At 66.9% G+C, this 23,384-nt stretch carries 19 protein-coding genes; 9 read left to right on the top strand and 10 right to left on the bottom strand.

Annotation, left to right across the window (positions count from 1 at the left end):
* The coding region (locus tag AC1DVA_RS23140; RefSeq protein WP_476807408.1) for a 3-hydroxyacyl-CoA dehydrogenase family protein at nt 1-354 on the top strand (354 nt) is incomplete at its 5' end.
* 172 nt (nt 355-526) lie between these two features.
* On the top strand, nt 527-1,588 hold the full coding sequence (locus tag AC1DVA_RS23145; RefSeq protein WP_476807409.1) for a DUF808 domain-containing protein: 1,062 nt from the start codon (nt 527-529) through the stop codon (nt 1,586-1,588).
* Between the two features lie 216 nt (nt 1,589-1,804).
* On the opposite strand, the gene AC1DVA_RS23150 is transcribed toward AC1DVA_RS23145, so the two are convergent.
* From AC1DVA_RS23150 to AC1DVA_RS23180, 7 genes are all read right to left on the bottom strand, one after another.
* Nucleotides 1,805-2,494: a nitroreductase gene (locus AC1DVA_RS23150; protein ID WP_476807410.1), complete on the bottom strand. Its 690-nt coding sequence runs from the start codon at nt 2,492-2,494 to the stop codon at nt 1,805-1,807.
* Nucleotides 2,495-2,683: 189 nt separating this feature from the next.
* A complete protein-coding gene (locus AC1DVA_RS23155) occupies nt 2,684-3,586 on the bottom strand; it encodes a GntR family transcriptional regulator (RefSeq protein WP_476807411.1) in 903 nt (300 codons plus the stop codon).
* 71 nt (nt 3,587-3,657) lie between these two features.
* On the bottom strand, nt 3,658-4,626 hold the full coding sequence (locus AC1DVA_RS23160; RefSeq protein ID WP_476807412.1) for a Bug family tripartite tricarboxylate transporter substrate binding protein: 969 nt from the start codon (nt 4,624-4,626) through the stop codon (nt 3,658-3,660).
* 44 nt (nt 4,627-4,670) lie between these two features.
* Complete coding sequence (gene acnA / locus AC1DVA_RS23165; protein WP_476807413.1) at nt 4,671-7,343, bottom strand: aconitate hydratase AcnA; 2,673 nt, start codon at nt 7,341-7,343, stop codon at nt 4,671-4,673.
* Between the two features lie 127 nt (nt 7,344-7,470).
* Nucleotides 7,471-8,205: a hypothetical protein gene (locus AC1DVA_RS23170; protein ID WP_476807414.1), complete on the bottom strand. Its 735-nt coding sequence runs from the start codon at nt 8,203-8,205 to the stop codon at nt 7,471-7,473.
* Between the two features lie 167 nt (nt 8,206-8,372).
* The gene (gene mbfA / locus AC1DVA_RS23175; protein WP_476807415.1) at nt 8,373-9,362 is read right to left on the bottom strand and encodes an iron exporter MbfA; all 990 of its coding nucleotides are present in this window, start codon (nt 9,360-9,362) and stop codon (nt 8,373-8,375) included.
* 199 nt (nt 9,363-9,561) lie between these two features.
* Entirely contained in the window at nt 9,562-11,268 is a 1,707-nt protein-coding gene (locus tag AC1DVA_RS23180) for a lysine--tRNA ligase (RefSeq protein ID WP_476807416.1), read from the bottom strand.
* A 373-nt stretch (nt 11,269-11,641) separates the two neighbouring features.
* Between AC1DVA_RS23180 and AC1DVA_RS23185 the strand changes: the two genes are divergently transcribed.
* Nucleotides 11,642-12,799: an amidohydrolase gene (locus AC1DVA_RS23185; protein ID WP_476807417.1), complete on the top strand. Its 1,158-nt coding sequence runs from the start codon at nt 11,642-11,644 to the stop codon at nt 12,797-12,799.
* Between the two features lie 188 nt (nt 12,800-12,987).
* On the opposite strand, the gene AC1DVA_RS23190 is transcribed toward AC1DVA_RS23185, so the two are convergent.
* The 3 genes from AC1DVA_RS23190 to uxaC all read right to left on the bottom strand — a co-directional run bounded on the left by AC1DVA_RS23190 (nt 12,988) and on the right by uxaC (nt 17,018).
* Nucleotides 12,988-13,818, bottom strand: a complete 831-nt coding sequence (locus AC1DVA_RS23190; protein ID WP_476807418.1) for a transporter substrate-binding domain-containing protein — start codon at nt 13,816-13,818, stop codon at nt 12,988-12,990.
* A gap of 330 nt (nt 13,819-14,148) precedes the next feature.
* A complete protein-coding gene (locus tag AC1DVA_RS23195; RefSeq protein WP_476807419.1) occupies nt 14,149-15,618 on the bottom strand; it encodes a mannitol dehydrogenase family protein in 1,470 nt (489 codons plus the stop codon).
* Complete coding sequence (uxaC, locus tag AC1DVA_RS23200; protein ID WP_265051424.1) at nt 15,615-17,018, bottom strand: glucuronate isomerase; 1,404 nt, start codon at nt 17,016-17,018, stop codon at nt 15,615-15,617. Before uxaC ends, AC1DVA_RS23195 begins: the two co-directional genes overlap by 4 nt.
* A 178-nt stretch (nt 17,019-17,196) precedes the next feature.
* Between uxaC and AC1DVA_RS23205 the strand changes: the two genes are divergently transcribed.
* The 6 genes from AC1DVA_RS23205 to AC1DVA_RS23230 all read left to right on the top strand — a co-directional run.
* Nucleotides 17,197-18,687 (top strand): ABC transporter substrate-binding protein, encoded by a 1,491-nt coding sequence (locus AC1DVA_RS23205; protein WP_476807420.1) that lies wholly within the window; start codon nt 17,197-17,199, stop codon nt 18,685-18,687.
* 154 nt (nt 18,688-18,841) lie between these two features.
* On the top strand, nt 18,842-19,786 hold the full coding sequence (locus tag AC1DVA_RS23210) for an ABC transporter permease (RefSeq protein ID WP_476807421.1): 945 nt from the start codon (nt 18,842-18,844) through the stop codon (nt 19,784-19,786).
* The gene (locus AC1DVA_RS23215; protein WP_476807422.1) at nt 19,783-20,643 is read left to right on the top strand and encodes an ABC transporter permease; all 861 of its coding nucleotides are present in this window, start codon (nt 19,783-19,785) and stop codon (nt 20,641-20,643) included. Before AC1DVA_RS23210 ends, AC1DVA_RS23215 begins: the two co-directional genes overlap by 4 nt.
* 155 nt (nt 20,644-20,798) lie before the next feature.
* Nucleotides 20,799-22,184 carry an amidase gene (locus AC1DVA_RS23220; RefSeq protein WP_476807423.1) on the top strand — a complete coding sequence of 462 codons (1,386 nt, stop codon included), beginning with the start codon at nt 20,799-20,801 and terminating at the stop codon, nt 22,182-22,184.
* A gap of 153 nt (nt 22,185-22,337) precedes the next feature.
* On the top strand, nt 22,338-23,138 hold the full coding sequence (locus AC1DVA_RS23225; protein ID WP_265051429.1) for an SDR family NAD(P)-dependent oxidoreductase: 801 nt from the start codon (nt 22,338-22,340) through the stop codon (nt 23,136-23,138).
* A 67-nt stretch (nt 23,139-23,205) separates the two neighbouring features.
* On the top strand, nt 23,206-23,384 hold a 179-nt coding region (locus tag AC1DVA_RS23230), incomplete at its 3' end, for a helix-turn-helix domain-containing protein (protein ID WP_476807424.1).

Below are 23,384 nucleotides of genomic sequence, written 5' to 3' on the forward strand. Positions count from 1 at the left end.
CGCCCGCATCTCGGCATCTCGGCCGAGCAGGGTGTGACGCGGCGCGCCTTCACGCAGGCCGAGATTCTGGCCCGGCTGCTCGACCCGATGGTGAATGAAGGCGCGCGCATCCTGGAAGAGGGCATCGCGGCGCGGCCGGGCGACATCGATATCGTCTGGATCAACGGCTATAACTGGCCGGCCTGGCGCGGCGGCCCGATGTTCTGGGCCGACAGCGTCGGGCTCGGCGTCATCGCGAAGCGTCTGGAGGCGCAGGCCGCCGAGACCGGCGACAAGGCGCTGGAGCCGGCGCCGCTGCTGAAGCGTCTCGCGGCCGAGGGCAAGGGGTTTGCGAGCCTGAAGGCGGCGGGTTAACCGCGCCACCATCCCGGCCGCAGCGAAGCGGAGCGCCGGGATCCATCGCAGAGCGGGCGCACCTTCGATGGATCCCGGATCCGCGCTGCTTCGCAGCTTGTCCGGGATGACGCGCGGCTCTATCCCGGAATGGCGCGATCGACTGGGTCGCTGTCAAACAAGGGAGGGCGTTTTGGCTTCGGGTCTGTTCGCGCTGCTCGACGACGTCGCCGGCATCGCCAAGATCGCGGCGAGTTCGGTCGACGATGTCGTGGCGCAGGCCGGCAAGGCCGGCGCCAAGGCGGCCGGCGTCGTCATCGACGATGCCGCGGTGACGCCACGCTATGCCGTCGGCTTCGCGGCCGCACGCGAACTGCCGATCATCTGGCGAATTGCGCTGGGCTCGCTACGCAACAAGCTTCTCTTCCTGCTGCCGGGCGCGCTGATCCTCGCCCTGATCGCGCCCTGGGCGATCACCCCGCTGCTGATGGCCGGCGGCGCCTATCTTTGCTTCGAGGGCGCCGAGAAGGTGCTGGAGCTGGTGCTGCCGCACGGAGCGCATGGCGAGGGCGAGACTGCGGAGGGCGATTCTGCGGCACTCGAACAGCAGAAGATCGCGGGCGCGATCAAGACCGATTTCATCCTCTCGGCCGAGATCATGGCGATCACGCTGGCCGGCGTTGCGGATCAGTCCTTCTGGATGAAGGCAGCGGTGCTCGCCATCGTCGGCATCGGCATCACCGTTGTCGTCTATGGCGTGGTCGCGCTGATCGTGAAGGCGGACGATCTCGGTGTCGCGCTCGCCGCCAATCCCCGCCCCGCGACGAGCCTGCTGGGCCTGAGGCGGCTGGAGCCGGGCGAGGCCGGCGGGCTCGATCGCGCGCTGAGCTGGCTGACGCGGCCGCTCGGGCGCGGCCTCGTCGTCGGCATGCCCCATTTCCTCACCGGGCTCGGCGCTATCGGTACGGCCGCGATGCTCTGGGTCGGCGGCGGCATCATCATCCACGGGCTGGAAGGCTATGGCTTCTCGGGCCTCGGCCACGGCGTCCATGATCTCGCCGTCGCGGCCGGCCGTGCCTTGCCGGCTGCCGTGGCCGCTGCCGGCGAATGGCTGGCGGGTGCGGTGCTCGCGGCCGTCTTTGGGCTGGTCGTCGGCGGGATCGTCATCGTCGCGATGCATTGGCTGGTCGCGCCGCTGCTGAAGCTATTCAGGAAGGCGGCGACGCAGCCGGCCGGCGAAAAGCCCGGGGCCTAGATGTGCAGCGTTGACATGGAATTTAGGCGTCATGCCGGGGCTTCGCGTCAGCGAAGAGCCCGGAACCCATGAACACGGTCCGAGGAGGAAATTGTGATGATGGCAATCGCTCTCGTCTGGATATGACGGTGTTCATGGGTTCCGGGCTCATGGCTGCGCCGTGCCCCGGAATGACGCCGAGGTTCCGTGCGAAATAAGCACGCTCCAGCGGAGCCCTCAATCCAGCCAGCTGGTGAAGGCCTCGACCGGCTCGCGCTCGGGCACGAGGCGATTGGCCGGCGCGTCCGGATCGGCCTTGCCGATGGCGATGCCGCAGACCACGACCTCGTCGTCGGGAATCGCGAGCTCGCGCCTGACGATCGGGTGGAACTGCGCGAAGATCGCCTGCGGGCAGGAATCGAGCCCATGGCCCTGGGCCGCGATCAGCAGGTTCTGGATGAACATGCCGAGATCCAGCCAGGAGCCGATCTCCAGATCGCGGTCGATCGTCAGCATCAGCGCGACCGGCGCATCGAAGAAGCGCAGATTGGCCGCCGTTTGCCGCTTCATGCCCTCGACATCACCCTTCGCCACGCCGAGCAGGTCGTAGAGATCCCAGCCGACCTTTCGGCGGCGTGAGAGATAGGGCTCGCGGAAGCGCTCGGGATAATAGCGGTATTCCTCGACGCCGGGTCGTTCCCCGGCCTCCAGGGCGGCGCGCAGCGCGGCTTCGAGCCGCGCCCGCGACTGAGGACCGATCACCCTGAGCTTCCAGGGCTGCATGTTGGTGCCGGAGGGCGCCTGCGCCGCCAACTCGATCAGACGGCGGACTAAAGCTTGATCGACCGGATCGGGCAGGAAGGCGCGGATGGCGCGGCGGGTCGTGATGGCGCGCTCGACCGCATTCATATCGTTGGAGACATTCATCTTTATCGATCTCTCCATTCAGTCGCTCCGGCGACAGATCGCGGCAACCCGAACCGCCTGGGCCGGCGCCTGGGCGCAATCGGCTCTGTATGCGAGACCCGATTGCAGGAACACCTTTTTCCGTATCGAAGTGGGAGTCGCGAGCAAGACTATAGGCTGGCACCTGCCGAACGCCTGAGACGTTCCCGATCAGCGGCTGAGGAGCGATCGGATGCCGCTCAGGTTGTCGATGGTATGGGACAGATGTCGTCGCAGGCGCTCGGCTGCCTCCGATTGCCGCCCTTCCGCCAGACTGTCGAGGATCGCGAGATGCTCCTCGCATTGTTGGCGGTAGCGCTTCCGGTCGAGCATGGAGCGATAGGAGAGCAGCCGCCGGATACGGTTGATGCGGCGGATCGTATCCAGGAAAAACGGATTGCCCGAACCTGCCACGATGGTTTCGTGGAAGCGCACGCCGCGTTCGTGGAGGGCGTCGGCGCTGTCTGTTTCGATCGCGCCTGCGAGCAGCCGTTCCTCGGCGGCGCGGCATGCGGCTATGCTCTCCGACGCCAGGTGATACCCCGGTTCGAGGAGCGCCGCCGGTTCGAGGGCGAGGCGCAGGCGGTAGGTCTGCTCCAGGCTTTCCGGCGTGTTCAGAACCGGAGCGAAGGTCCAGCCATAGCCCGCCCGCCGCTCGGCCCAACCCTCCTTGCCGATGCGGGCCAGCACCGCGTTGAGTTCGGCTCGCGTCAGATCGTACCCTTGTCTGAGATCGGCTTCGCTGACCTGTTCCGGCAGGCGGCCGCGAAGATGGTCGTCTGCGATGCGGAAATACGCCTGTGTGATCCCATCCGGCACGGAAAGCCCAAGCGCATCGCTCGAAGCCGGCGACGCCTGCTCGACGAAATAGCCGCGGTTGCGTTCGTGACGCAGCACGCCCTTGTCGGCCAGGATCTGGAGAGCTTGGCCGACGGGGAACCGCGACACGCCGAGGCGTGTCGCAATGTCCTGCGAGCGGAGATGCGTCCCCATCGCCAGCCCGCCGTCTCGAATGTCTGCGAGAATGCGTGCGGCAACAGGTGTCGCGAGGTCTCTTCTTCCGCTGCCAGCCATCACCTGCCCCTCGTCGGCATTGCCGCGCACGGGTGTGGTTTATGGCCGGTGCGGCCGCGCGACAAGCGGCCCTATTTGACGAGGCCGATGGTCCTGAGGATATCGCCGACGCGGATCTGTTCTTCCTTCAGGAAAGCCGCGAAGGGCTCCCCGGCGAGATAGTAGTCGTCCCAGCCGCGCGCCTTCAGAAGCGCCTTCCACTCGCTGCTCGCGACCAGGCCGTCGAACAGCCTGGTCAGCTGCGCCTTCTGGTCCGGCGTGATTCCGGGACCGGCCATGACAGCGCGCCAGTTCACGACCTCGACATCGTAGCCGAGCTCCTTGAGCGTCGGCACGTCGGCGCCTTCGAGGCGTTTGCCCGAGGAGATTGCGAGAGCGCGAAGTTTGCCGGCCTTGATCTGGCCTTCGAACTCGCCATAGCCGGAGACGCCTGCCGTCACGCGCCCGCCGAGCATCGCCGCCAGCGCCTCGCCGCCTCCGGAAAAGGCGACGTAGTTGACCTTTCCGGCATCGGCCCCTGCCACCTTGGTGACGAGCGCCGCTAGGATGTGGTCGGCACCTCCAGCCGATCCGCCGGCCCAGGTTACGCGTGCCACATCGGCCTTGATGGCAGCGACGAAGTCCTTGACCGTCTTGTAGGGCGAGTCGGCCGGGACGACGATCACGAGCGGATCGCCTGTGAGGCGCGCAAGCGGGGTCACCTGCTCCAGGTTGACGGGCGATTTGTTGGTCAGGATGGCGCCGACCATGGTGATGCCGTTGACCATCAGCTGGCTCGGGTCGCCCTTGGCGTTGTTGATGAATTGCGCCAGCCCGATCGTACCGCCGGCGCCCGTCACGTTGTTGACCTGGACGCTGCGGACGGCCTTGGTCTCGGTCAGCACCTGCTGGATCGAGCGGGCCGCGCCGTCCCATCCGCCACCCGGGCCGGCCGGTGCCATGATCTTCAGCTCCTGGATCGGCGTTTGGGCCAGCGCGAAGCCGGATGCGATGGACAGCGCTGCTATGCCGGCGGCCAGGAAAACTCTGCGGGTCGTCATGATAATCCTCCCAGGGATGACAGGTGATCGCGCTTTTGCGCTGTTCAGGCTTCCCGCAGGGCTGCGGGTGGTGTTTCACCGGTTGCGGTGAAAGGCGGACCGGACGCAGCCAGCAGGCGCCCGAGGATCAGGGAAATGATGCCGCCGGCACGCAGCGTGTCGCATTCGAGCGCGGTTTCGACGGCGGCCCGCACCGGCAATAGCTCGACCGAGCCGCCGGCGCGGTGGATGCGGGCCGCGACAGCGCCGCGCGGGGCGATCGCATCCGGCGTGGCCTCGATCTCGATGGTGTCGCCGGGGACGAGCGCCAATGAGCCGGACCCCGTCCCGGGCGCGAGCTGGAGAGGCAGAATCCCCATGCCGATCAGGTTGGAGCGGTGGATGCGCTCGAAGCTCTGGGCGATGACGGCATTTACGCCGAGGAGCCCAAGCCCTTTGGCCGCCCAGTCTCGCGATGAACCCGTGCCGTAGCGTTCCCCGGCTATGACGACCATCGCATCTCCCGATGCACGGTAACGCTCGGCAGCACGCCATAGCGGCAGGGTCTCACCGGTCGGCACATGCAGGGTCGAGCCTGCCGGCAGGTCGGCGGCGAGCCGGTTCACCAAGGTGCGGTTGGTGAAAAGGCCGCGCAGCATCACCTCCCAGTTGCCGCGGCGCGAAGCGTAGACGTTCAGATCCCTGGGATCCTCGCCTCGCTCGATTAGCCATCGTCCGGCCTCGCTCGCCGCAGGGGTTTGGCCGGCCGGGGAGATGTGATCCGTGGTGATGTCGTCGCCGAGCACCAGCAGCGGATGAGCGCGGTGATAGCCGAGCCTGCTGGGTTGTATCGCCTTGGCAAAGGGCGGCGGCCGCAGTGCGGTCGAAGCCGGATTCCATGGGAAGAGCCCTGAGGATGGCGCGTCGAGATCCGACCAGTGCCGGCTCGCGGTTGCCTCGGCAAAAGCGTTGCTGAAGTCCGCCGGATCGAGTGCGAGCGCCAGCGCGGCGTCGATCTCGGCGCCTGTGGGCCACAGCTCGGCAAGCGTCACCGGTCTGCCGTCTGCCGTCGAAGTCAAAGATCCCCGCAAAATGTCGCGATCCGCATCGCCGGCAAGCGCATAGGCGATAACCAGCGCCGGCGAGGCCAGGAAACCGGCCTCGACCTGGCTATGGACGCGACCGGGGAAATTGCGGTTGCCCGACAGGACGGCGACGGGAAGAACCTCGTCGGCGCGGACGGCGGCATCCATCACCGGCAGCAGAGGCCCCGAATTGCCGATGCAGGTGGTGCAGCCATAGCCGACGATGCCGAAGCCGAGGGCCTCGAGATCTTCGAGCAGCCCCGCACGGCTGAGATAGCGTTCGGCCGCAGGCGATCCCGGCGCCAGGGAGGTCTTCACCCAGGCCGGTGGCCTGAGGCCGAGCCGACGCGCCTTGCGCGCGACGAGGCCGGCCGCCACGACGAGGCGGGGATCGGAGGTATTGGTGCAGCTCGTGATCGCGGCGATTGCGATGGGAAAACGCGGCAATGAGGCGGAAGGCGTCTTCGGCTGCGGCATGGCGGCGAGGGCCGGCAACACCGCCGCTGGCGTGAGCAGATCCTGCGGTCGGCGCGGCCCGGCAAGGCTGATGGCGATCGCGGCGAGATCGATCTCGACGATGTCGGTGTAGCGGGGCCGTGCCTGCGGATCGAACCAGAGCTGCTGCTCCTTCGCATAGGCCTCGACAAGCGCGATCTGTTGCCGCGAACGCCCCGTTTGCGCCAGGTAATCCAGCGTCGCGTTGTCGATGGGGAAATAGCCGGTCGAGGCACCGAACTCGGGCGTCATGTTCGCGACCACGGCTCGTTCGCCTGCCGACAGGCCGGAGACGCCCGGGCCGAAGAACTCGACGAAGGCGCCGGTGACGTTGCGAGCCCGCAGGCGCTGCGTCACCGTCAGCGCGAGATCGGTCGCGCTCACGCCCTCGCGCAGCCGGTTCGTCAGACGCACGCCGATGACGTCGGGAATCCGCATCATCACCGGCATGCCGAACATGACGCTCTCGGCCTCGAGCCCGCCGACGCCCCATCCGAGAACGCCGATGCCGTTGATCATGGGGGTGTGGCTGTCGGTGCCGATCAGCGTGTCGGGCATCGCCCAGACACGGCCGTCGATCCGCCGCGTGGTCACGACGGTCGCGAGCTGCTCAAGGTTGATCGTGTGCATGATGCCGGTGCCCGGCGGATGGACCCGGACGCCGCTGAGCGCCTGCGTCGCCCATTTCAAAAAGCGATAGCGCTCGCCGTTCCGGTGATACTCGCGCTCCAGATTGACCCGCATGGCATCAGGCGAAGCCGAAAGATCGACACCAAGCGAGTGATCGACCGATACGTCCACCGGCAGAACCGGGCTGAGGCGCTCAGGGGCGCGCCCCGCTGCGGCGATGGCATCGCGCATGGCTGCGACGTCGACAAGAGCCGGCGTGCAGGTCGTGTCGTGCATCAGCACGCGGCCGGGCTGAAAGGCGATCTCCGCCTCGGACGTCCCGCGCACGAGCCAGGTTTGCAGATCGGAGAGCGCCTGGTCGCGCTCCTCCTGCGCCTTGGGCTCGCGCATGACGTTCTCGGCGATGATGCGCAAGACGTAGGGCAGTTTCTGCAGATCGGCGCCGAACCGGCCCGGCAGGTCCGCGATGAGACAGGCCTGTCCGGTCGCGCTGCCTGTCTCCGAAAAAGATCGTGCTCGAAACCTCATGCCGAAAGATATGCATAAAGACGACTCAAAATGCAATATGGCGCCCGGCTCTGGGATTACCGCTGATAAGGGCTTTCATTTCCGGTGAAGGTGCCGGAAGCGTCGAAACGAGCTGACGGATCTGCCCCTATCGGCCGAAGCTGCCGGTGATCTGGATGCCAACCTTGACCGCGGTCCGGTCGTTGCCGTCCTTCGATGGCAGATCGACGGCAAACCAGGGCCCAATGGTCGCCTGGACGATAGGCCGTTTGTGACGATCGAGCACTACGCCGGTGTGAAGCAGCCAAGGCGCCTTGTCGCCGGCAAGATCGATGGTCAGGTGGCGGAGCAGGCCATTCAGATCCCAATGGGTGTGGCCGTCGTGGTTGACCACGAAGCCGTTCCTGTCGACATGCACGTCGCAGAGGGTCTTGTTGAACGCGATGTGAAGACTCGTACCGGTTCCCTCTTCGCGGAAGCTCGAGCCGATCGCGGCCCCGGCCGCGGCCTGACGCCACCAGGCATCGCGGTGATCGATCCCCGGATTGTCGGGGATGACGGGCTTGGCGCCCGGAACGACCGCCCGGATCGCTTCATTGAGAGTCTTGGGCGGGAAAGCCCGCTTATCGAGCAGCTTCGCGAATTCCTCGCGCATGCCGTCGCGGAACTGAAACAGGATGCCTGGCGAGGCCGGGGGCTCGAACACCTGCACGACATGTCCGACGAACGGATACAGGCTCTGGTTGAACACACGCTGGAAATGGGTCGCCGCGAACTGCACTTCCCATCGCAGGCGCAGTTCAGGCTGCATCGGGCCGGTTGGGCATCGGGGCGTTTTGATTGGAGCCATCGTCCCTTCTCCTGAAGAGAGCCAGGCTGCCAATCTACGCCAATATCGCGTTCTCGTCACCAAATGTCCGGACCGAAGCGGTCCGGGCGACCTCGCCATGGTGATGGAGAGTCGACCATTCGGAATGGGACAGAGTGCGTCCTAGGCCGCAAAAGCCGGCGCTTGCTTGATGTCCCTTGTCAATTCGGAGGCTGCCACGTCTAGGCTCCGCCGATGAAGATGCCCGCGGCCAGCACGAGCAGGCCGCCGAGAACGACCTGAAAAACGGCCCGCCCGACAGGCGTCTCCATAAAGCGATGCTGGATCCAGACGATGGCCCAAAGCTCCACGAAGACGACGCAGAGCGCGATCGAGGTGGCGGTCCAGAAATCAGGAATGAGATAGGGCAGGGCGTGTCCAAGCCCGCCGAGTGTGGTCATGACGCCGGAAGCCAGTCCGCGCTTCCACGGCGCCCCCCTTCCAGACAATTTGCCATCGTCATGCGCGGCTTCCGTGAAGCCCATCGAGATGCCGGCGCCGACGGAGGCCGACAGTCCGATGAGGAAGGTCGTCCAAGGGTTCTGGGTCGCGAACGCCGTGGCGAAAATGGGCGCCAGCGTCGAAACGGATCCATCCATCAATCCGGCAAGACCGGGCTGGACCCAGGTCAGAAGGAATTGGCGCTTGGCATGCTCGCCTTCGGCTTCTCCCGCGCGGCTGTGCACGAGCGCGTCCGTCAGCTCCAGCGCCATTTTCTCGTGATTGGCCTCTGCCGCGGCCAGGTCGCCCAGCAGCTTGCGCATCTCGGCATCCGGGCAGTGAGATGCCGCCAGCTGATAGAAGTTCTCGGCCTGCCGCTCCATATCGGCGGCTTCTGCGCGCACCCGCTCCAGCGGGAGCGTTTTCACCAGCCAAAGCGGCCGCCTCTCATAGAAGCCTTCGACGTGCTCGCGGCGGATCGGGACGACGGCCTGGCCGAACCGACGCATGTAAAGGTCCAACAGGCTGCGCCGATGCTCATTCTCTTCGGCGGCCATGTCCTCGAAGACCTTGGCCGACGCCGGATACTCTTCGCGCAGGTTCGCTGCGTAGGCGGCATAGATGCGCCCATCTTCCTCCTCGGCGAGAATGGCGAGGGACAGGACTTCCTTCTGGCTCAGGTCATCGAATCGGCGCCGGGCAGGTCGAAAGAAGGAAAACAGCGCGGGCATGGCGTCACCAGCCAGAATGAGTCGATGACCTTATTTAGAAACATTCTAAAGTTCAGTCCACTCCGGCATATGCTTTCGTGCGGGCCGTCAGGGCGCCGGAGTCCTGCTGCATGTGCTGGTCGGCGCCTGCGACGCCAGTCAGGCGGCGCAGGCGGGTGACGATCGTTCGTTCGACGGACTCGGTCCCGGCCGTCCCTCGCTAGCCCTTGCGCGCGGCGAGGAAGGCGGCGTGCTCCTTGACCAGATCGCCCGCCAGCGCCTTGGCGATCAGGGTGCGGCTGTTGGGCAGGCCGTAGATCGCCGCGAAGGAGCCGAAGCGCGGGCCCTGCTCCTCGCCGAACAGCACCTGATAGATCGCCTTCCACCAGTCGCCCGAGACGCCCGGACGCTCCGGCGTCGCGTTCTTGGCGGCGAGGTTCTGGTAGCGAGGGATGGCGCGGGCCACGTCGAGCGCGGCGTCCTGCACCATCTCCGGCGTGGCGTCCGCCGGCAGGGCCGCGATGGCCGCGTCGAGCTTCGTGAACGCATCGCGCTCGACCTCGTCGGCCGGACGATAGCTCTTCGCCGGCTTCACGAAATCGCGGAAATAGGCGATCGCGTAGCCGACGAGCGCATCGAGGCGCGGATGGGTTTCAGGCGAGATCGAGGGGGCGTAGCGCTGGAGGAAGCCCCAGAGCACGGCCTTGTCCTCCGAATTCGCGACGGCGACGAGGTTCATCAGCAGGCTGAAGCTGATCTGCGTGCGCACCGCGTTGTCGCCCTCGCCCGAGGCGATGACCTCCGGCTCCGGAGGATCGCCGGCATGGATATGCCAGACCGGGTTGCCGAGCCGGTTCTTCCAGTCCTGCTTCTCATAGCCGTTGAGGAACTGGAGATATTCGTCGATCGCGCGCGGGATGACGTCGAAATGCAGCTTCTTCGCCTCGCGCGGGCGCTGGAACATGTAGAGCGCCAGGCTCTCCGGCGGACCGTAGGTCAGCCAGTCCTCGATCGTCAGGCCGTTGCCCTTCGACTTCGAAATCTTCTGGCCGAGATCGTCGAGGAAGAGCTCGTAGTTGAAGCCTTCCGGCGGCGTGGCATCGAGCGCACGCGCGATCTGCGAGGAGACCTTGACCGAGTCGATCAGATCCTTGCCGGCCATCTCGTAGTCGACGCCCAGCGCGACCCAGCGCATCGCCCAGTCCGGCTTCCACTGGAGCTTCACATGGCCGCCGGTGACCGGGGTGACGAAGCGCTCGCGCGTTTCTGGATCGGTCCAGGCGATGGTGCCGGTCTCGACATCGACCTCGTCGATCGGCACCTGCATGACGATGCGGGTCTTCGGATGGATCGGCAGGAAGGGCGAATAGGTCGCCGCCCGCTCCTCGCGCAAAGTCGGCAGCATGATCTTCATCACCGCATCGTAGCGGGCGAGCATTTTCAGCAGCGTCGCGTTGAACTCGCCGGCGCGGTACGAGTCGGTCGAGGACTTGAACTCGTAGTCGAAGCCGAAGCCGTCCAGGAAGGCACGCAGGCGCGCATTGTTGTGGCGGCCGAACGAGTCATGCGTGCCGAACGGGTCCGGCACCTCGGTCAGCGGCTTGCCGAGATTGGCAGCGAGCAGCTCCTTGTTCGGCACATTGTCCGGCACCTTGCGCAGGCCGTCCAGATCGTCCGAGAAGGCGATCAGCCGGGTCGGGATGGTGTTGCCGGTCAGCACCCTGAAGGCATGCCGGACCATCGAGGTGCGGGCGACCTCGCCGAAGGTGCCGATATGCGGCAGGCCCGAGGGGCCGTATCCGGTTTCGAAGATCACCGATTTCTTGCCGGATTTCTCGATGCGGGCCACGAGCTTGCGGGCCTCCTCGAACGGCCAGGCGGCCGAACGCTGGGCGGCGTCAACAAGGGCTGCGTCGAAGGCGGGCATTTGGGCGGGTATCCTCTCCGCGATGTGTCTAAAAAGCGGGTTCGTTAGGTACGACCTCGCCAAAAGCATAAACGGTATCGCTTATCGGCGAGCCACGGGCTTTCGCAGATTGCGAAGGCCGCCGTCAATGTGCGCGTGTTGCCAGGCTCGTCATGCTCGGGCTCGACCCGAGCATCTCGGCCCGGAAGAGGCGCGTCGCCGGAGCTTAGTTCGGACAGAGATTCTCGGGTCTCAGCTTCGCTTCGCCCGAGAATGACGGCGTGCAAACCGCTTGTCCGGAATGACGGCATTCTCTTTTCCGCGGTTGCCGTGCCCGTTGCGCGGGATAGTCTGGATGCTTTCGTATCTGACCATGCCTTGAAAGGATGCCGCTTTGGACCGCGACCTGCTCGACAAGCTGACCGCTTGGCGACGACATCTCCACGCCAACCCCGAATTGTCGTTGCAGGAGGCTGAGACCAGCGCCTTCGTGCAGGAGAAGTTGAAGGAGCTGGGCATTCCCTTCACCGCCAATGTCGGCGGTCACGGCGTGGTCGCCACGCTCCAGCGCGGTTCCTCGGAACGCTCCGTCGGCCTGCGCGCCGACATGGACGCGCTACCTATACAGGAGGTCAACGACCTTCCGTATAAATCCGGCAAGACCAACGTCATGCATGCCTGCGGCCATGACGGCCACACCGTCTCGCTGCTCGGCGCGGCGGCGCTGCTCAACAGCGACGAGAGCTGGAGCGGCACGGTCCAGTTCCTGTTCCAGCCGGCCGAGGAAGGCTATGGCGGGGCGAAGGCGATGATCGCCGACAAGCTGTTCGAGCGCTTCCCGATGGAGCGCGTCTTCGGCCTTCACAACTGGCCGGGGCTGGAGGCCGGCACCGTCGCCGTGCATCGCGGCCCGGTCATGGCCGAGCCGGGGAAATTCAAGATCACGCTGTCGGGTACGGCGGGTCACGCCGCCAAGCCGGAGCTGACCCATGATCCGATCACCGCGATGGGGCACCTGATCGTGGCGCTGCAGACCATCGTCTCGCGCAATGTCAGCCCGATGGAGAACGCGGTCGTCACGATCGGGCAGATCCACGGTGGGCTCGCCTCGAACCAGATCCCGACCCATGTCTGGATCGAGGGCACCTATCGCGTCTTCACGGTGCCGGTGCGCGAGCGCGTCGTGCAGCGCATCCGCGATATCGCCAACAACATCGCCGCCACTTTCGAGATGACAGCCGATGTCGATTTCTCGCTCGGCGGGCTCGCGACGATCAACACGCCGGACGAGGAGGACATGGCGGCGAATGCGGCGAAGGCCGCGGGGCTGGATGTGCGTCGCGACATCTCCGCCAGCACGACCTCCGAGGATTTCTGCTATTTCCTCCAGGACGACAGGCCCGGCGCCTATGTCTGGATCGGCAACGGCCCGGCCGTGAACGGCGGCGAGCTGCACAACGACCGCTACGACTTCAACGATGCGATTCTGCCGGCGACCTCCGGCTGGCTAGCGGCGGTGGCGAAGCAGGCGCTGGCCAGCAACGCGCCCTGAGAGAATACTCCCTGTCATTCCGGGGCGGGCCAACGGCCCGCGCCCGGAATCCAGACCCGATGGCGCTGATAGCAAGGGCGCAGCCGTTCGGTTTCACTTTCCGATGGATCGTATCGGTTCTGGGTTCCGGGCTCATTGCTGCGCAATGCCCCGGAATGACTGCGAGATTCCGTACCGCAGTCGGGTAGTCAGTAGGGACTGACCGGGAAGAAGCGCAGATAGAGCCGGGCGTAGGTCCCGTCGTCCCACAGGCCCTGCAGCGCGTAGTCGATCGCGCGCTTCAGGCCGGGATCGTCCCTGCGCATGAGGAAGGCGACGCCTTCGCCGAAATAGCGGCTTTCCAGATAAGGGCCGCCGGAGAAGGCGAATTCGCCCCCGCTGCCGGCGAGCGTCAGCGACAGCGCGACGCCGTCGGCGAAGACGTACTCCGCCTCGCCGCTGCGCAGTGCGGCGATGGCGGCGCCGAGATTGGCGCTCTCCCGGCGTTGCACGAAGGGCATCAGCCTTTCGAGGAAGGCCTGATGCGCCGTGCCGGCGACCACCGCGACACGGCGGCCCTGCAGGGCGGCGGTGTCCAGCGTGGAACGGGCATTGCCGCGCGTGGTGGCGAAGCGGGCCGGGGCGCGGAAATAGAGATGGCTCGCGGCGAAGCGCTCCCGCAGCGCCGGCGTCAGGTTCATCGCCGAAGCCAGTACGTCGCCGCGGCCCTCAGTGAGCGAGTCCGGCAAGGTGTCGAAGCGGCGCGGCTGGATCGTGCAGGTCCAGGCGAGCTTTTCGCAGATGGCGCGGGCGAGCTCGACCGAGAAGCCGGTCAGTGCTCCGTCCGGCCCGGCGAAATGGAACGGCGGATAGTCGTCGTCGGTCAGGAAGCGGACGACACGCGGCGGGCCGGGCTCCGGCCGGTCGAGCCGGATGCGCGGGTCCCAGAGATTGGGCACGGCGACGCGCGGTGGAGCCTGCGCCGTGGCGGTCGCGGCCAGCAGGGTCGAGAGGGCGAGGGCGGTCAGCGCGCGAAGCATCGCCGCGCATCTGGCGCCGGATGGTGTTGAGGATCAAGGGGCAGAACCGCGACGCACCCCTCTCCCCTTGCGGGAGAGGGCCGGGGTGAGGGGTCGCGCTGCCCTCGATGATTTTCGATCAAACTGGCGCTTCCGGAATTGAAAGGTCGCGCGACCCCTCATCCGTCAGCGCTGCGCGCTGCCACCTTCTCCCGCAGGGAGAGAAGGGAAGTCCCGCCGTCATGCTCGGGCTTGACCCGAGCATCTCCTGCCGGATGCGGCTCCAAGAGCCTTCGCGTCATGAGATTCTCGGGTCGAAGCTTTGCTTCGCCCGAGAATGTCGGAGCTCTATCAGCCCAGGCTCGCCGCAGTCGCCTTCGCGCCCTTGTCGAAGAGCGAGGAGAGATGGGCGACAATCGGTTTTGTAAACCGAAGGTCGTTCGGCAGGTCGCTGCCGAAGATCGCCTCGATGCCGGTGAGCGCCTCGACCAGCGCCTTGGCATCACGCCCGGCTGCCTCGGCCCTGCGCTTGAACTCCGCCGCCAGCGGATCGCGAACGTCGATCGCGCCGCCCTTCTCATCGGTGCCGGTGACGTAGCGCATCCAGGCGGCGACGCCGAGCGCGAGATGGTCGATCGGCGCGTCGGCCTTCAGCCGCTCGCGGATGGTGCCGAGCAGGCGCTGCGGCAGCTTCTGCGAGCCGTCCATGGCGATCTGCCAGGTGCGGTGGCGGATCGCGGGGTTCTGGAAGCGGGCGAGCAGCGCCTTGGCGTAGTCAGCGAGCACGACGCCCTGCGGGGCCGGCACGGTCGGCATGATCTCGGCCCACAGCCCTCCGAGGAAGCGCGCGAGGACGGGATCGCCGCTGGCCTCGGCGACCGTCTCATGGCCGGCGAGATAGCCGAGATAGGCGAGCGAGGAATGCGCGCCGTTCAGCATGCGCAGCTTCATGAACTCGAAGGGTGCGACCTCCGAGACCATCTGGGCGCCGACTTCGTGCCAGTCCGGGCGGCCGGCGGCGAAGACATCCTCGATCGCCCATTGCCGGAAGGGCTCGCCGATGACGGGCGCCGCATCCTCGGCGCCGATCAGCTTGGCGACCTCGGCGATGTCGGCATCGGTCGTGGCCGGCACGATGCGGTCGACCATCGTCGCCGGGAAGGCGCCGTTGGCCTCGATCCAGGCCGCGAGCTTGTCGTCGGTCAGCGCCGCGAAATCGCGCACGAGGCCGCGCAGGACATGGCCGTTGGAGGGCAGGTTGTCGCAGCATAGCGCGGTAAACGGGCCGAGCCCGGCATCGCGACGCGCCTTCAGGCCGGCGACGAGGATGCCGACCGCCGAGCGCGGCGCTTGGCGGTTGGCGAGGTCGTGGACGATGTCGGGATGATCCGCCTTGAGGCGGCCGGTCGCCGGATCGTGGCAATAGCCCTTCTCGGTGACGGTGAGCGAAACGATGCGTGTCTCGGGCGCAGCCAACCTGGCGACGAGGGCGGACGGGCTCTCGGGAGCGACGAGTACGTCGAGCACCGAGCCGATGATGCGCAGTTCGGGCCCCGCCGGAGCACGCTTCAGCAGGGTGTAGAGCCCGTCCTGCGGCTGCAGGCGGTCGCGCTGGTCCGGGCGCTGCAGGCTGGCGCCGACGATGCCCCAGGCGCCGAAGCGCCTCTCCAGAGCATCTTCGGTGTACTCCGCGAGATGGGCGCGGGCGAAGGCGCCGAGCCCGAGATGGACGATGCCGGGCTTGAGGCCCGAACGGTCATAGGCCGGGCGGCGGATGGGGGCCGGCAGGCCGGCGAGGGTCGAAGCGGAAAGGCGGGTCACAGCTTGTAGGCCTCCTTGGCGAGGCGATAGGCGAGGTCGTAGGCGACCTCGGCCGCCTCGTCCTCTTCCAGCCGGTGCTCGGCGACGAGCTTGGCGAGATAGGCGCAGTCGACCCGGCGGGCGACATCGTGGCGCGCCGGGATCGAGAGATAGGCGCGGGTGTCGTCGTTGAAGCCGACGGTGTTGTAGAAGCCGGCCGTCTCGGTCGTCAGTTCGCGGAAGCGCAGCATGGCTTCGGGCGCATCGAGGAACCACCAGCCCGGTCCGAGCCGCAGCGCCGGATAATGCCCGGCGAGCGGTGCGAGCTCGCGCGAATAGGCGGTTTCGTCGAGGGTGAAGGCTATCACGGTCAGGTTAGGCTCGTTGCCGACGGCGTCGAGCAGCGGCTTCAGCGCTTCGACATAGTTGGTGGCGGTGGGGATGTCGCAGCCCATGTCGCGGCCGAAATGTTCGAACAGCGCAGCGTTGTGGTTGCGATGGGAGCCCGGATGGATCTGGAGCACGAGCCCGTCGTCGAGGCTCATCTTCGCCATCTCGGTCAGCATCTGGCCGCGGAAGAGGTCGGCATCCTTGGCCGAGACCTTGCCCTTGAGGATCTTGGCGTAGAGCTTCTCGGCATCGGCGTCCGAGAGGTTGGCGGTGCGCGCCGTGGCATGGCCGTGGTCGGAGGAGGTGGCGCCGCGCTCCTTGAAATAGGCGCGCCGCTTGCGGTGGGCGGCAAGGTAGCCGGTCCAGCTGCCGATATCCTCGCCGGTCAGCTCGCCGAATTTATCGAGATTGTCGGCGAAGCCCTCGAATTCCGGATCGACGACGCTGTCGGGCCGATAGGCTGTCACGACCTTGCCGCCCCAGCCGGACGAGCGGATCATGTCGTGCCATTTGAGATCGTCGAGCGCGCCTTCGGTCGTGCTGATCGCCTCGATCTTGAAGCGCTCGAACAGGGCGCGGGGGCGCAGCTCGGGCTCTTCCAGCTTGGCGGCGATCTTGTCGTAGATCCTGTCCGCGTTTTCCGGCGTCAGGCGCTCGTTGACGCCGAAGACCGTCGAGGCGGCGTGCTCGAACCAGAGCCGGGTCGGCGTGCCCCTGAAGAGATGCCAGTTGTCGGCGAACAGGCGCCAGATCTTGCGCGGATCGCTCTCGACCTCTCCGCCATCCTTGCGGGCGATGCCGAGCTCTTCCAGCCGGATGCCCTGCGAATAGAGCATGCGGAAGATGTAGTGGTCCGGCTTGACGAAGAGCGTCGCCGGATCGGGAAAGGCGTTGTCCTCGGCGTACCAGCGCGGATCGGTATGGCCGTGCGGGGAAATGATCGGCAGGTCGCGGATGGTGGCGAAGAGCCGTCGCGCGATGCCGCGCGTCACCGGATCGGCGGGGAAGAGGCGATCATCGTGCAACAGCATGGGGCATCTCCATCGGTCGCGTGATCTCTAGAGCCGGCTGCGACAGGGGTCAATCGCCTGGTATACTAGTGCGCCAGGCTCGGGCTTTTCGCGCGACGCGGATTGCGCCGAAGCAGGCTTGCGCTCGCCGCTCGTCCCGCGCCATCTTCGCTGCCGCAAACGGACCGGAGCGATGACGATGACGACGCGGCGTGAACTCCTGGCAGGGGCAGGACTGGCGGCGCTGGCGGCGCAGCTTCCCGTCGTCGCGCTGGCGCAGGCGAAGGACAGCGTCACCATCGCCCAGACGCTGGAGCCGCCGACGCTCGATCCGACCTCCGGCGCCGCGCAGGCGATCCGCGAAGTCACGCTGCAGAACATCTTCGAGGGGCTGGTCAAGATGGACCGGACCGGCAAGCTGCAGCCTTGCCTAGCCGAGAGCTGGACCATCGCCGACGACAACGTCACCTACAGCTTCAAGCTGCGGCAGGGCGCGAGATTCCATGACGACACGCCCTTCACCGCCGAGCAGGTGAAATTCTCCTTCGAGCGGGCCGTCGCGCCCGATTCGACCAATGCCCAGCGCCAGCTCTTCGCGCCGATCGCCGAGATCGCGACGCCGGACCCGGCGACTGTGGTGATCAAGCTCAAGCAGCCGACGGCGAACTTCCTCTACGGCCTGAGCTGGGGCGATGCGGTGATCGTCGCGCCGGCGAGCGCCGCCAACAACAAGACCAGCCCTGTCGGCACCGGCCCGTTCAAGTTCGTGCGCTGGAATCGCGGCGACCGGCTCGAGCTCGCCCGCTTCGATGGCTATTGGGGCGAGAAGCCGGCGCTGGCCAAGGCGACCTTCCGCTTCATGTCGGACCCGCAGGCACAGGTCGCGGCTCTCAGGGCCGGCGATGTCGACGCCCATACCAACCTCTCGGCGCCCGAGGCCGTGCCGCAGCTCAAGGCCGATGCCAGGCTCAAGGTCACGATCGGCCGCACCGAGGGCGAGACGGTTCTCGCCACCAACAATGCCAAGCCGCCCTTCGACAACCTCAAGGTCCGGCAGGCCATTGCGCACGCGCTCGACCGCAAGACCATCGCGCTCGGCGTCTACGGTTTCGACGTCGATCTGATCGGCAGCCATTTCTCGCCGCTGCATCCGGCTTATATCGATCTGACCAACACCTATCCCTACGACCCGGTGAAGGCCAAGGCGCTGCTGGCCGAGGCCGGCTTCCCGAACGGCTTCAACTGCACGCTGAAGCTGCCGCCGCCTTCCTATGCCCGCCGCTCGGGCGAGATCGTCGCGGCGCTGCTGGCGCAGATCGGCATCAACGCCGCGATCGAGCCGCTCGAATTCCCGCAATGGCTGGAGCGCGTCTTCCGCAACAAGGACTACGACCTCAGTATCATCGCCCATACAGAGCCGCTCGACATCGATATCTATGCGCGCGACGGCTACTACTTCCAGTACAAGGACCCCGCCTTCAAGGAGCTGATCGCCAAGATCGCGGTGACCCTGCCCGAGGCCGAGCGCAACGCCCTCTACAAGCAGGCGCAGGAGAAGCTGGCGCGCGACGCGGTCAACGGCTTCCTCTTCATCCTGCCGAAGATCACGGTCGCCAACGCCGCCCTGGAGGGCATGTGGACCGACTGGCCATTGCCGGTGACGCCGCTGGCGGAGCTGCGCTGGCGGTGATCGGATCACCATGGGTCCGACCGGGTCGTCCCGGGCGACCGGAGGGAGACCCGGGATCCATGCCTGAATTTTTATCGGGAACGCTCTGGCATGGATCCCGGATCGGCGCGGCTGTGCCGCTTGTCCGGGATGACCTCGCGGAGAGGTGCGGCTCGTGATCGCCTACATCCTGCGCCGCCTGCTGGCGCTGCTGCTGACCCTGCTCGCGGCGGCGCTCGTCATCTTTATCGTGCTGGAAGTGCTGCCGGGCGATCCGGCGGCGGTGACGCTGGGCCTGAACGCCGCGCCGGAAGCGCTCGCCGCGCTGCGCACCGAAATGGGCCTCGACAAGCCGGCCGTGCTGCGCTTCGTCCTCTGGCTCGGCGGGCTCGTTACCGGAGATCTCGGGCTAAGCTACACCTACCGCGTACCGGTGCTGCAGCTCATCGCCGAGCGGATGGCGGTGACGCTGCCGCTCTCCCTGATGGCGATTGCGCTGGCGACGGCGATCGGCATCCCGCTCGGCATGCTCGCCGCCTCGCGCCATGGCCGGCTGGCGGATGCGGGAGTGATGGCCTTCGCCCAAGCAGGGCTCGCCATTCCGAATTTCTGGTTCGGGCTTTTGCTCGTGCTGGTCTTCGCTGTCGGGCTCGGCTGGTTGCCGGCCGGCGGCTTTCCTGGCTGGCAGGCGGGCTTCGGCACGGCGCTGAAATCGCTGCTGATGCCGGCGCTGGCGCTGGCCCTGCCGCAGGCAGCGATCATTGCACGAGTGACGCGCTCCTCGATGCTCGACACGCTGCAGGAGGATTTCGTCCGCACCGCCCGCGCCAAGGGCCTGAGCGAGGGCACCACGATGCGCCGGCACGCGCTGCGCAATGCGCTGATCCCGGTCGTCACCATCCTCGGCCTGCAGTTCTCGGTGCTGATCGCCGGCGCCATCATCATCGAGAACGTCTTCGCCCTGCCGGGGCTGGGGCGGCTCGTCTTCCAGGCCATCGCCCAGCACGACCTCATCGTGGTCAAGGATCTCGTCATGCTCTTCGCGGGCGCGGCGATCCTGATCAACTTCGCGGTCGAACTGCTTTACGGGCTGATCGATCCGCGATTGAGGCAGGCATGAGCGCGCTCGAGGACAAGGCGCCCGCCGGCCGCCGGCATTGGTGGCTGGCGCCGTCATTCGTCATCGGCGCGGTCATCGCGGCGCTCGTCATCGCCGCCGCGCTGACATCCTACGTCTGGACGCCCTATCAGCCGACGCAGATGGCGATCCTCAACCGGCTCAAGGGGCCTTCCGCAACGAACTGGTTCGGCACCGACCAGTTCGGCCGCGACGTCTTCTCGATGATCATGGTCGGCGCGCGCAATTCGCTGGCGGTGGGCCTGGGCGCGGTCGGCATCGGAATGCTGCTGGGCACCGCGCTGGGGCTCGCGGCCTCCGTCCGGCGCGACGGCATCCTCGACCATCTCATCATGCGCACCGCCGATTTCACCCATGCCTTCCCGGCCGTGCTGACGGCGATCATGATGACCGCGATCACCGGGCCCGGCATGCTCAACGCCGTCGTCGCCATCGCCGTGCTGAACCTGCCCTATTTCGCGCGGCTTGCACGCGGCGCGGCGCTGCAGATCTGGGCGCAGGACTTCATCCAGGCGGCGCGGGCGGCCGGCCTGAACAACCGGCAGATCACGCTGCGCCATGTCCTGCCCAATATCGCCGGCATCCTGGTGGTGCAGGCGACGATCCAGTTCGCGCTCGCCGTGCTGGCCGAGGCGGGGCTGTCCTATCTCGGGCTCGGCACGCAGCCGCCGAACCCGTCCTGGGGGCGGATGCTCAACGAGGCCCAGACCTTCATGGCGACGCAGCCCTGGCTTGCGATCTTTCCGGGTGCCGCGATCGCGCTGACCGTGCTGGGATTCAACCTGCTCGGCGACGGCCTGCGCGACGCGGTCGATCCGCGCCTGCGCCGTGCCCGGTGAGAACAGATGCAGCGCTCAGCCCTCATCCTGAGGAGCCGCGCAGCGGCGTCTCGAAGGATGATCCAGATGGTTCAGGAGCCTCCTGGAGCATCCTTCGAGACGCAAGCCGTCGGCTTGCTCCTCAGGATGAGGGCTGGAGGAAATGAGGATATGGGATGACCGAGCTTGCCGATCTGAACGCCGCCGAGCTTCTCGCCGCCTATGAGGCGCGCAGGCTGTCGCCGGTCGAGGTCACGGAAGCGGTGATCGCCCGCATCGCGGTCTGGGAGCCGAAGATCGACGCGCTCTACGCCTATGACCCCGAGAGCGCGCACGCGCAGGCCAAGGCCTCCGAGGCGCGCTGGCTGAAGGGCGAGGCGCTGCCGCTCGATGGCGTGCCCTGCACGATCAAGGAAAACATCAGGACGAAGGGCGTGGCCGTGCCGCTGGGCACCGCTGCAAACGATCTCGCTCCTGCCGCCACTGACGCCCCCCCGGCAGCGCGGCTGCGCGAGGCGGGCTGCGTGATCCTCGCCAAGACGACGATGCCGGATTACGGCATGCTCTCCTCCGGGCTTTCCAGCTTCCACAAGCCGGCGCGCAATCCCTGGGACATCACCAAGAACCCCGGCGGCTCCTCGGCCGGCGCGGGCTCGGCGGGCGCGGCGGGCTACGGGCCGCTGCATGTCGGCACCGATATCGGCGGCTCGATCCGCTTGCCGGCCGGCTGGTGCGGGCTTGTCGGCTTGAAGCCGAGCTTCGGGCGGGTGCCGATCGACCCGACCTATTACGGCCGCGTCGCCGGGCCGATGACGCGCACGGTCGCGGACGCCGCGCTGATGATGCGCGAATTGTCGAAGCCCGACGCCCGCGACGGCATGAGCTTGCCGCCGCAGGAACTTGACTGGCTGGCTGTCGATATCGACCTGAAGGGCCTGCGCATTGGCCTGCAGCTCGATGCGGGGATCGGGCTCGCCGTCGAGCCGGAGACCAAGGCCGCGATCGAGGCGGCCGCGAGGGCCTTTGCCGATGCCGGCGCGATCGTCGAGCCGGTTTCGCCCTACCTGACCCGCGAGATGCTGGACGGGCTCGACGATTTCTGGCGTCAGCGCGCCTGGGTCGATATCGGCGCGCTCTCGCCCGAGAAGCAGGCGAAGGTGCTGCCCTACATCTTCGCCTGGGCGGAGGGCGGCAAGGCCTTGCCGGGCGACAGGGTTTATCGCGGCATGAGCCAGATGATCGCGATGCGCGATGCGGCGCTGAAGGCGATTGCGCCTTACGACTTCATCCTCTCGCCGGTTTCGCCCGTGCCGAGCTTCCCGGCGGAATGGGCTTCGCCGATCGACGATCCCACGCGGCCCTTCGAGCATATCTGCTTCACGGTCGCGGCGAATATGTCGGACCAGCCGGCGATCTCCGTCCATGCCGGGCTGACGTCTGTTGGCCTGCCGATCGGCCTGCAGATCACCGGCAAGCGCTTCGACGATCTCGGTGTGCTCAGGATGGCCCGCGCCTGGGAGGCGATGCGCGGCGCGATCGCCTGGCCGGTCCTTCCCGCATGAAGGCTCTTGAACGAACCGCATCGTCATCCCGGGCTTGACCCGGGATCCATCGTAGGGCTCGGCGCTCGACGATGGATCCCGGATCGGCGCGGCTTCGCCGCTTGTCCGGGATGACGCAGTGTTTCCGAGCGAACGAGAACCGGAGAAAATGCTATGGATCTACAACTGACAGGCAAACGCGCGCTGGTGACCGGCGGCAGCAAGGGCATCGGCCGCGCCATCGCCCGGCAACTGGCGCTGGAGGGCGTCGATGTCGTCATCGCCGCGCGCAATCAGGACGAACTCGCCGAAGCCGCCTCGGCGCTCGCGGCCGAGAGCGGGCGCAAGGTGATCGGCCACATCGTCGATACCCAGTACGACGAGTCGGTGAAGGCACTGGTCGCCCACACCGTCGCCGCGCTCGGCGGGCTGGACATCCTCGTCAACGCCGCCGCAAAGCCCGGCGGGCAGGCGCCGCCGCCGAAGCTCGCCGAGATCACAGACGCCGTGTTCTGGGACGATGTGAACGTCAAGGTGATGGGCTATCTGCGCATGGCGCGGGAGGCCGCGCCGCACATGGCGGCGAATGGCTGGGGCCGGATCATCAGCATCAGCGGGCTTGCCGCGCGCTCGACCGGCTCGACCATCGGCTCGATCCGCAATGTCGCCGTCTCCGCGCTGACCAAGAACCTCGCCGACGAGCTCGGTCCGCAGGGCATCAACGTCACCGTCGTCCATCCCGGCACGACGCGCACCGAGCGCACGGCTTCGGTCATTGCCGCGAGGGCAGCGTCAAGCGGCAAGAGCGCGGCGGAGGTCGAAGCCGGCATGGCGGCGAATGTCACCATCGGCCGGCTGGTCGACGCGGGCGAGGTCGCCGATATCGTCGCCTTCCTCGCCTCGCCGCGCAGCGTCGCGATCAATGGCGATGCCATCGCCTGCGGCGGCGGCATCCGCGGCGCGATCCACTATTGAGACAGACTAGGTGTTTGATCCCAGGTTTTGATGGTGCGATCTTTTCCATCGGATGGAAGGAGGCACTATGGGCCAGGTTCTGCACGGGAGCGCCACAACGACGGAGGCGATCCGTCGAGCGATACAGCATAGTCAAGCGAGCCTGAGGGCTCTGGCAAAGCGCTACGGCATCAACCAGAAGACCGTCGCGAAGTGGAAGAAGCGGGCCTCGGTGGCTGATCTGCCGACGGGCCCGCAGCAGCCGGC

This window comes from Allobosea sp. P4_C6, assembly GCF_056402015.1.

What these genes read in the sequence shown, in the direction of transcription:
- AC1DVA_RS23150 (WP_476807410.1), bottom strand. Translation starts at nt 2,494, where the DNA reads ATGAATGTCTCCAACGATATGAATGCGGTCGAGCGCGCCATCACGACC.
- AC1DVA_RS23160 (WP_476807412.1), bottom strand. Translation starts at nt 4,626, where the DNA reads ATGACGACCCGCAGAGTTTTCCTGGCCGCCGGCATAGCAGCGCTGTCC.
- mbfA (WP_476807415.1), bottom strand. Translation starts at nt 9,362, where the DNA reads ATGCCCGCGCTGTTTTCCTTCTTTCGACCTGCCCGGCGCCGATTCGAT.
- AC1DVA_RS23190 (WP_476807418.1), bottom strand. Translation starts at nt 13,818, where the DNA reads ATGCTTCGCGCGCTGACCGCCCTCGCCCTCTCGACCCTGCTGGCCGCG.
- AC1DVA_RS23205 (WP_476807420.1), top strand. Translation starts at nt 17,197, where the DNA reads ATGACGACGCGGCGTGAACTCCTGGCAGGGGCAGGACTGGCGGCGCTG.
- acnA (WP_476807413.1), bottom strand. Translation starts at nt 7,343, where the DNA reads ATGAGGTTTCGAGCACGATCTTTTTCGGAGACAGGCAGCGCGACCGGA.
- AC1DVA_RS23225 (WP_265051429.1), top strand. Translation starts at nt 22,338, where the DNA reads ATGGATCTACAACTGACAGGCAAACGCGCGCTGGTGACCGGCGGCAGC.
- uxaC (WP_265051424.1), bottom strand. Translation starts at nt 17,018, where the DNA reads ATGCTGTTGCACGATGATCGCCTCTTCCCCGCCGATCCGGTGACGCGC.
- AC1DVA_RS23215 (WP_476807422.1), top strand. Translation starts at nt 19,783, where the DNA reads ATGAGCGCGCTCGAGGACAAGGCGCCCGCCGGCCGCCGGCATTGGTGG.
- AC1DVA_RS23220 (WP_476807423.1), top strand. Translation starts at nt 20,799, where the DNA reads ATGACCGAGCTTGCCGATCTGAACGCCGCCGAGCTTCTCGCCGCCTAT.
- AC1DVA_RS23180 (WP_476807416.1), bottom strand. Translation starts at nt 11,268, where the DNA reads ATGCCCGCCTTCGACGCAGCCCTTGTTGACGCCGCCCAGCGTTCGGCC.
- AC1DVA_RS23155 (WP_476807411.1), bottom strand. Translation starts at nt 3,586, where the DNA reads ATGGCTGGCAGCGGAAGAAGAGACCTCGCGACACCTGTTGCCGCACGC.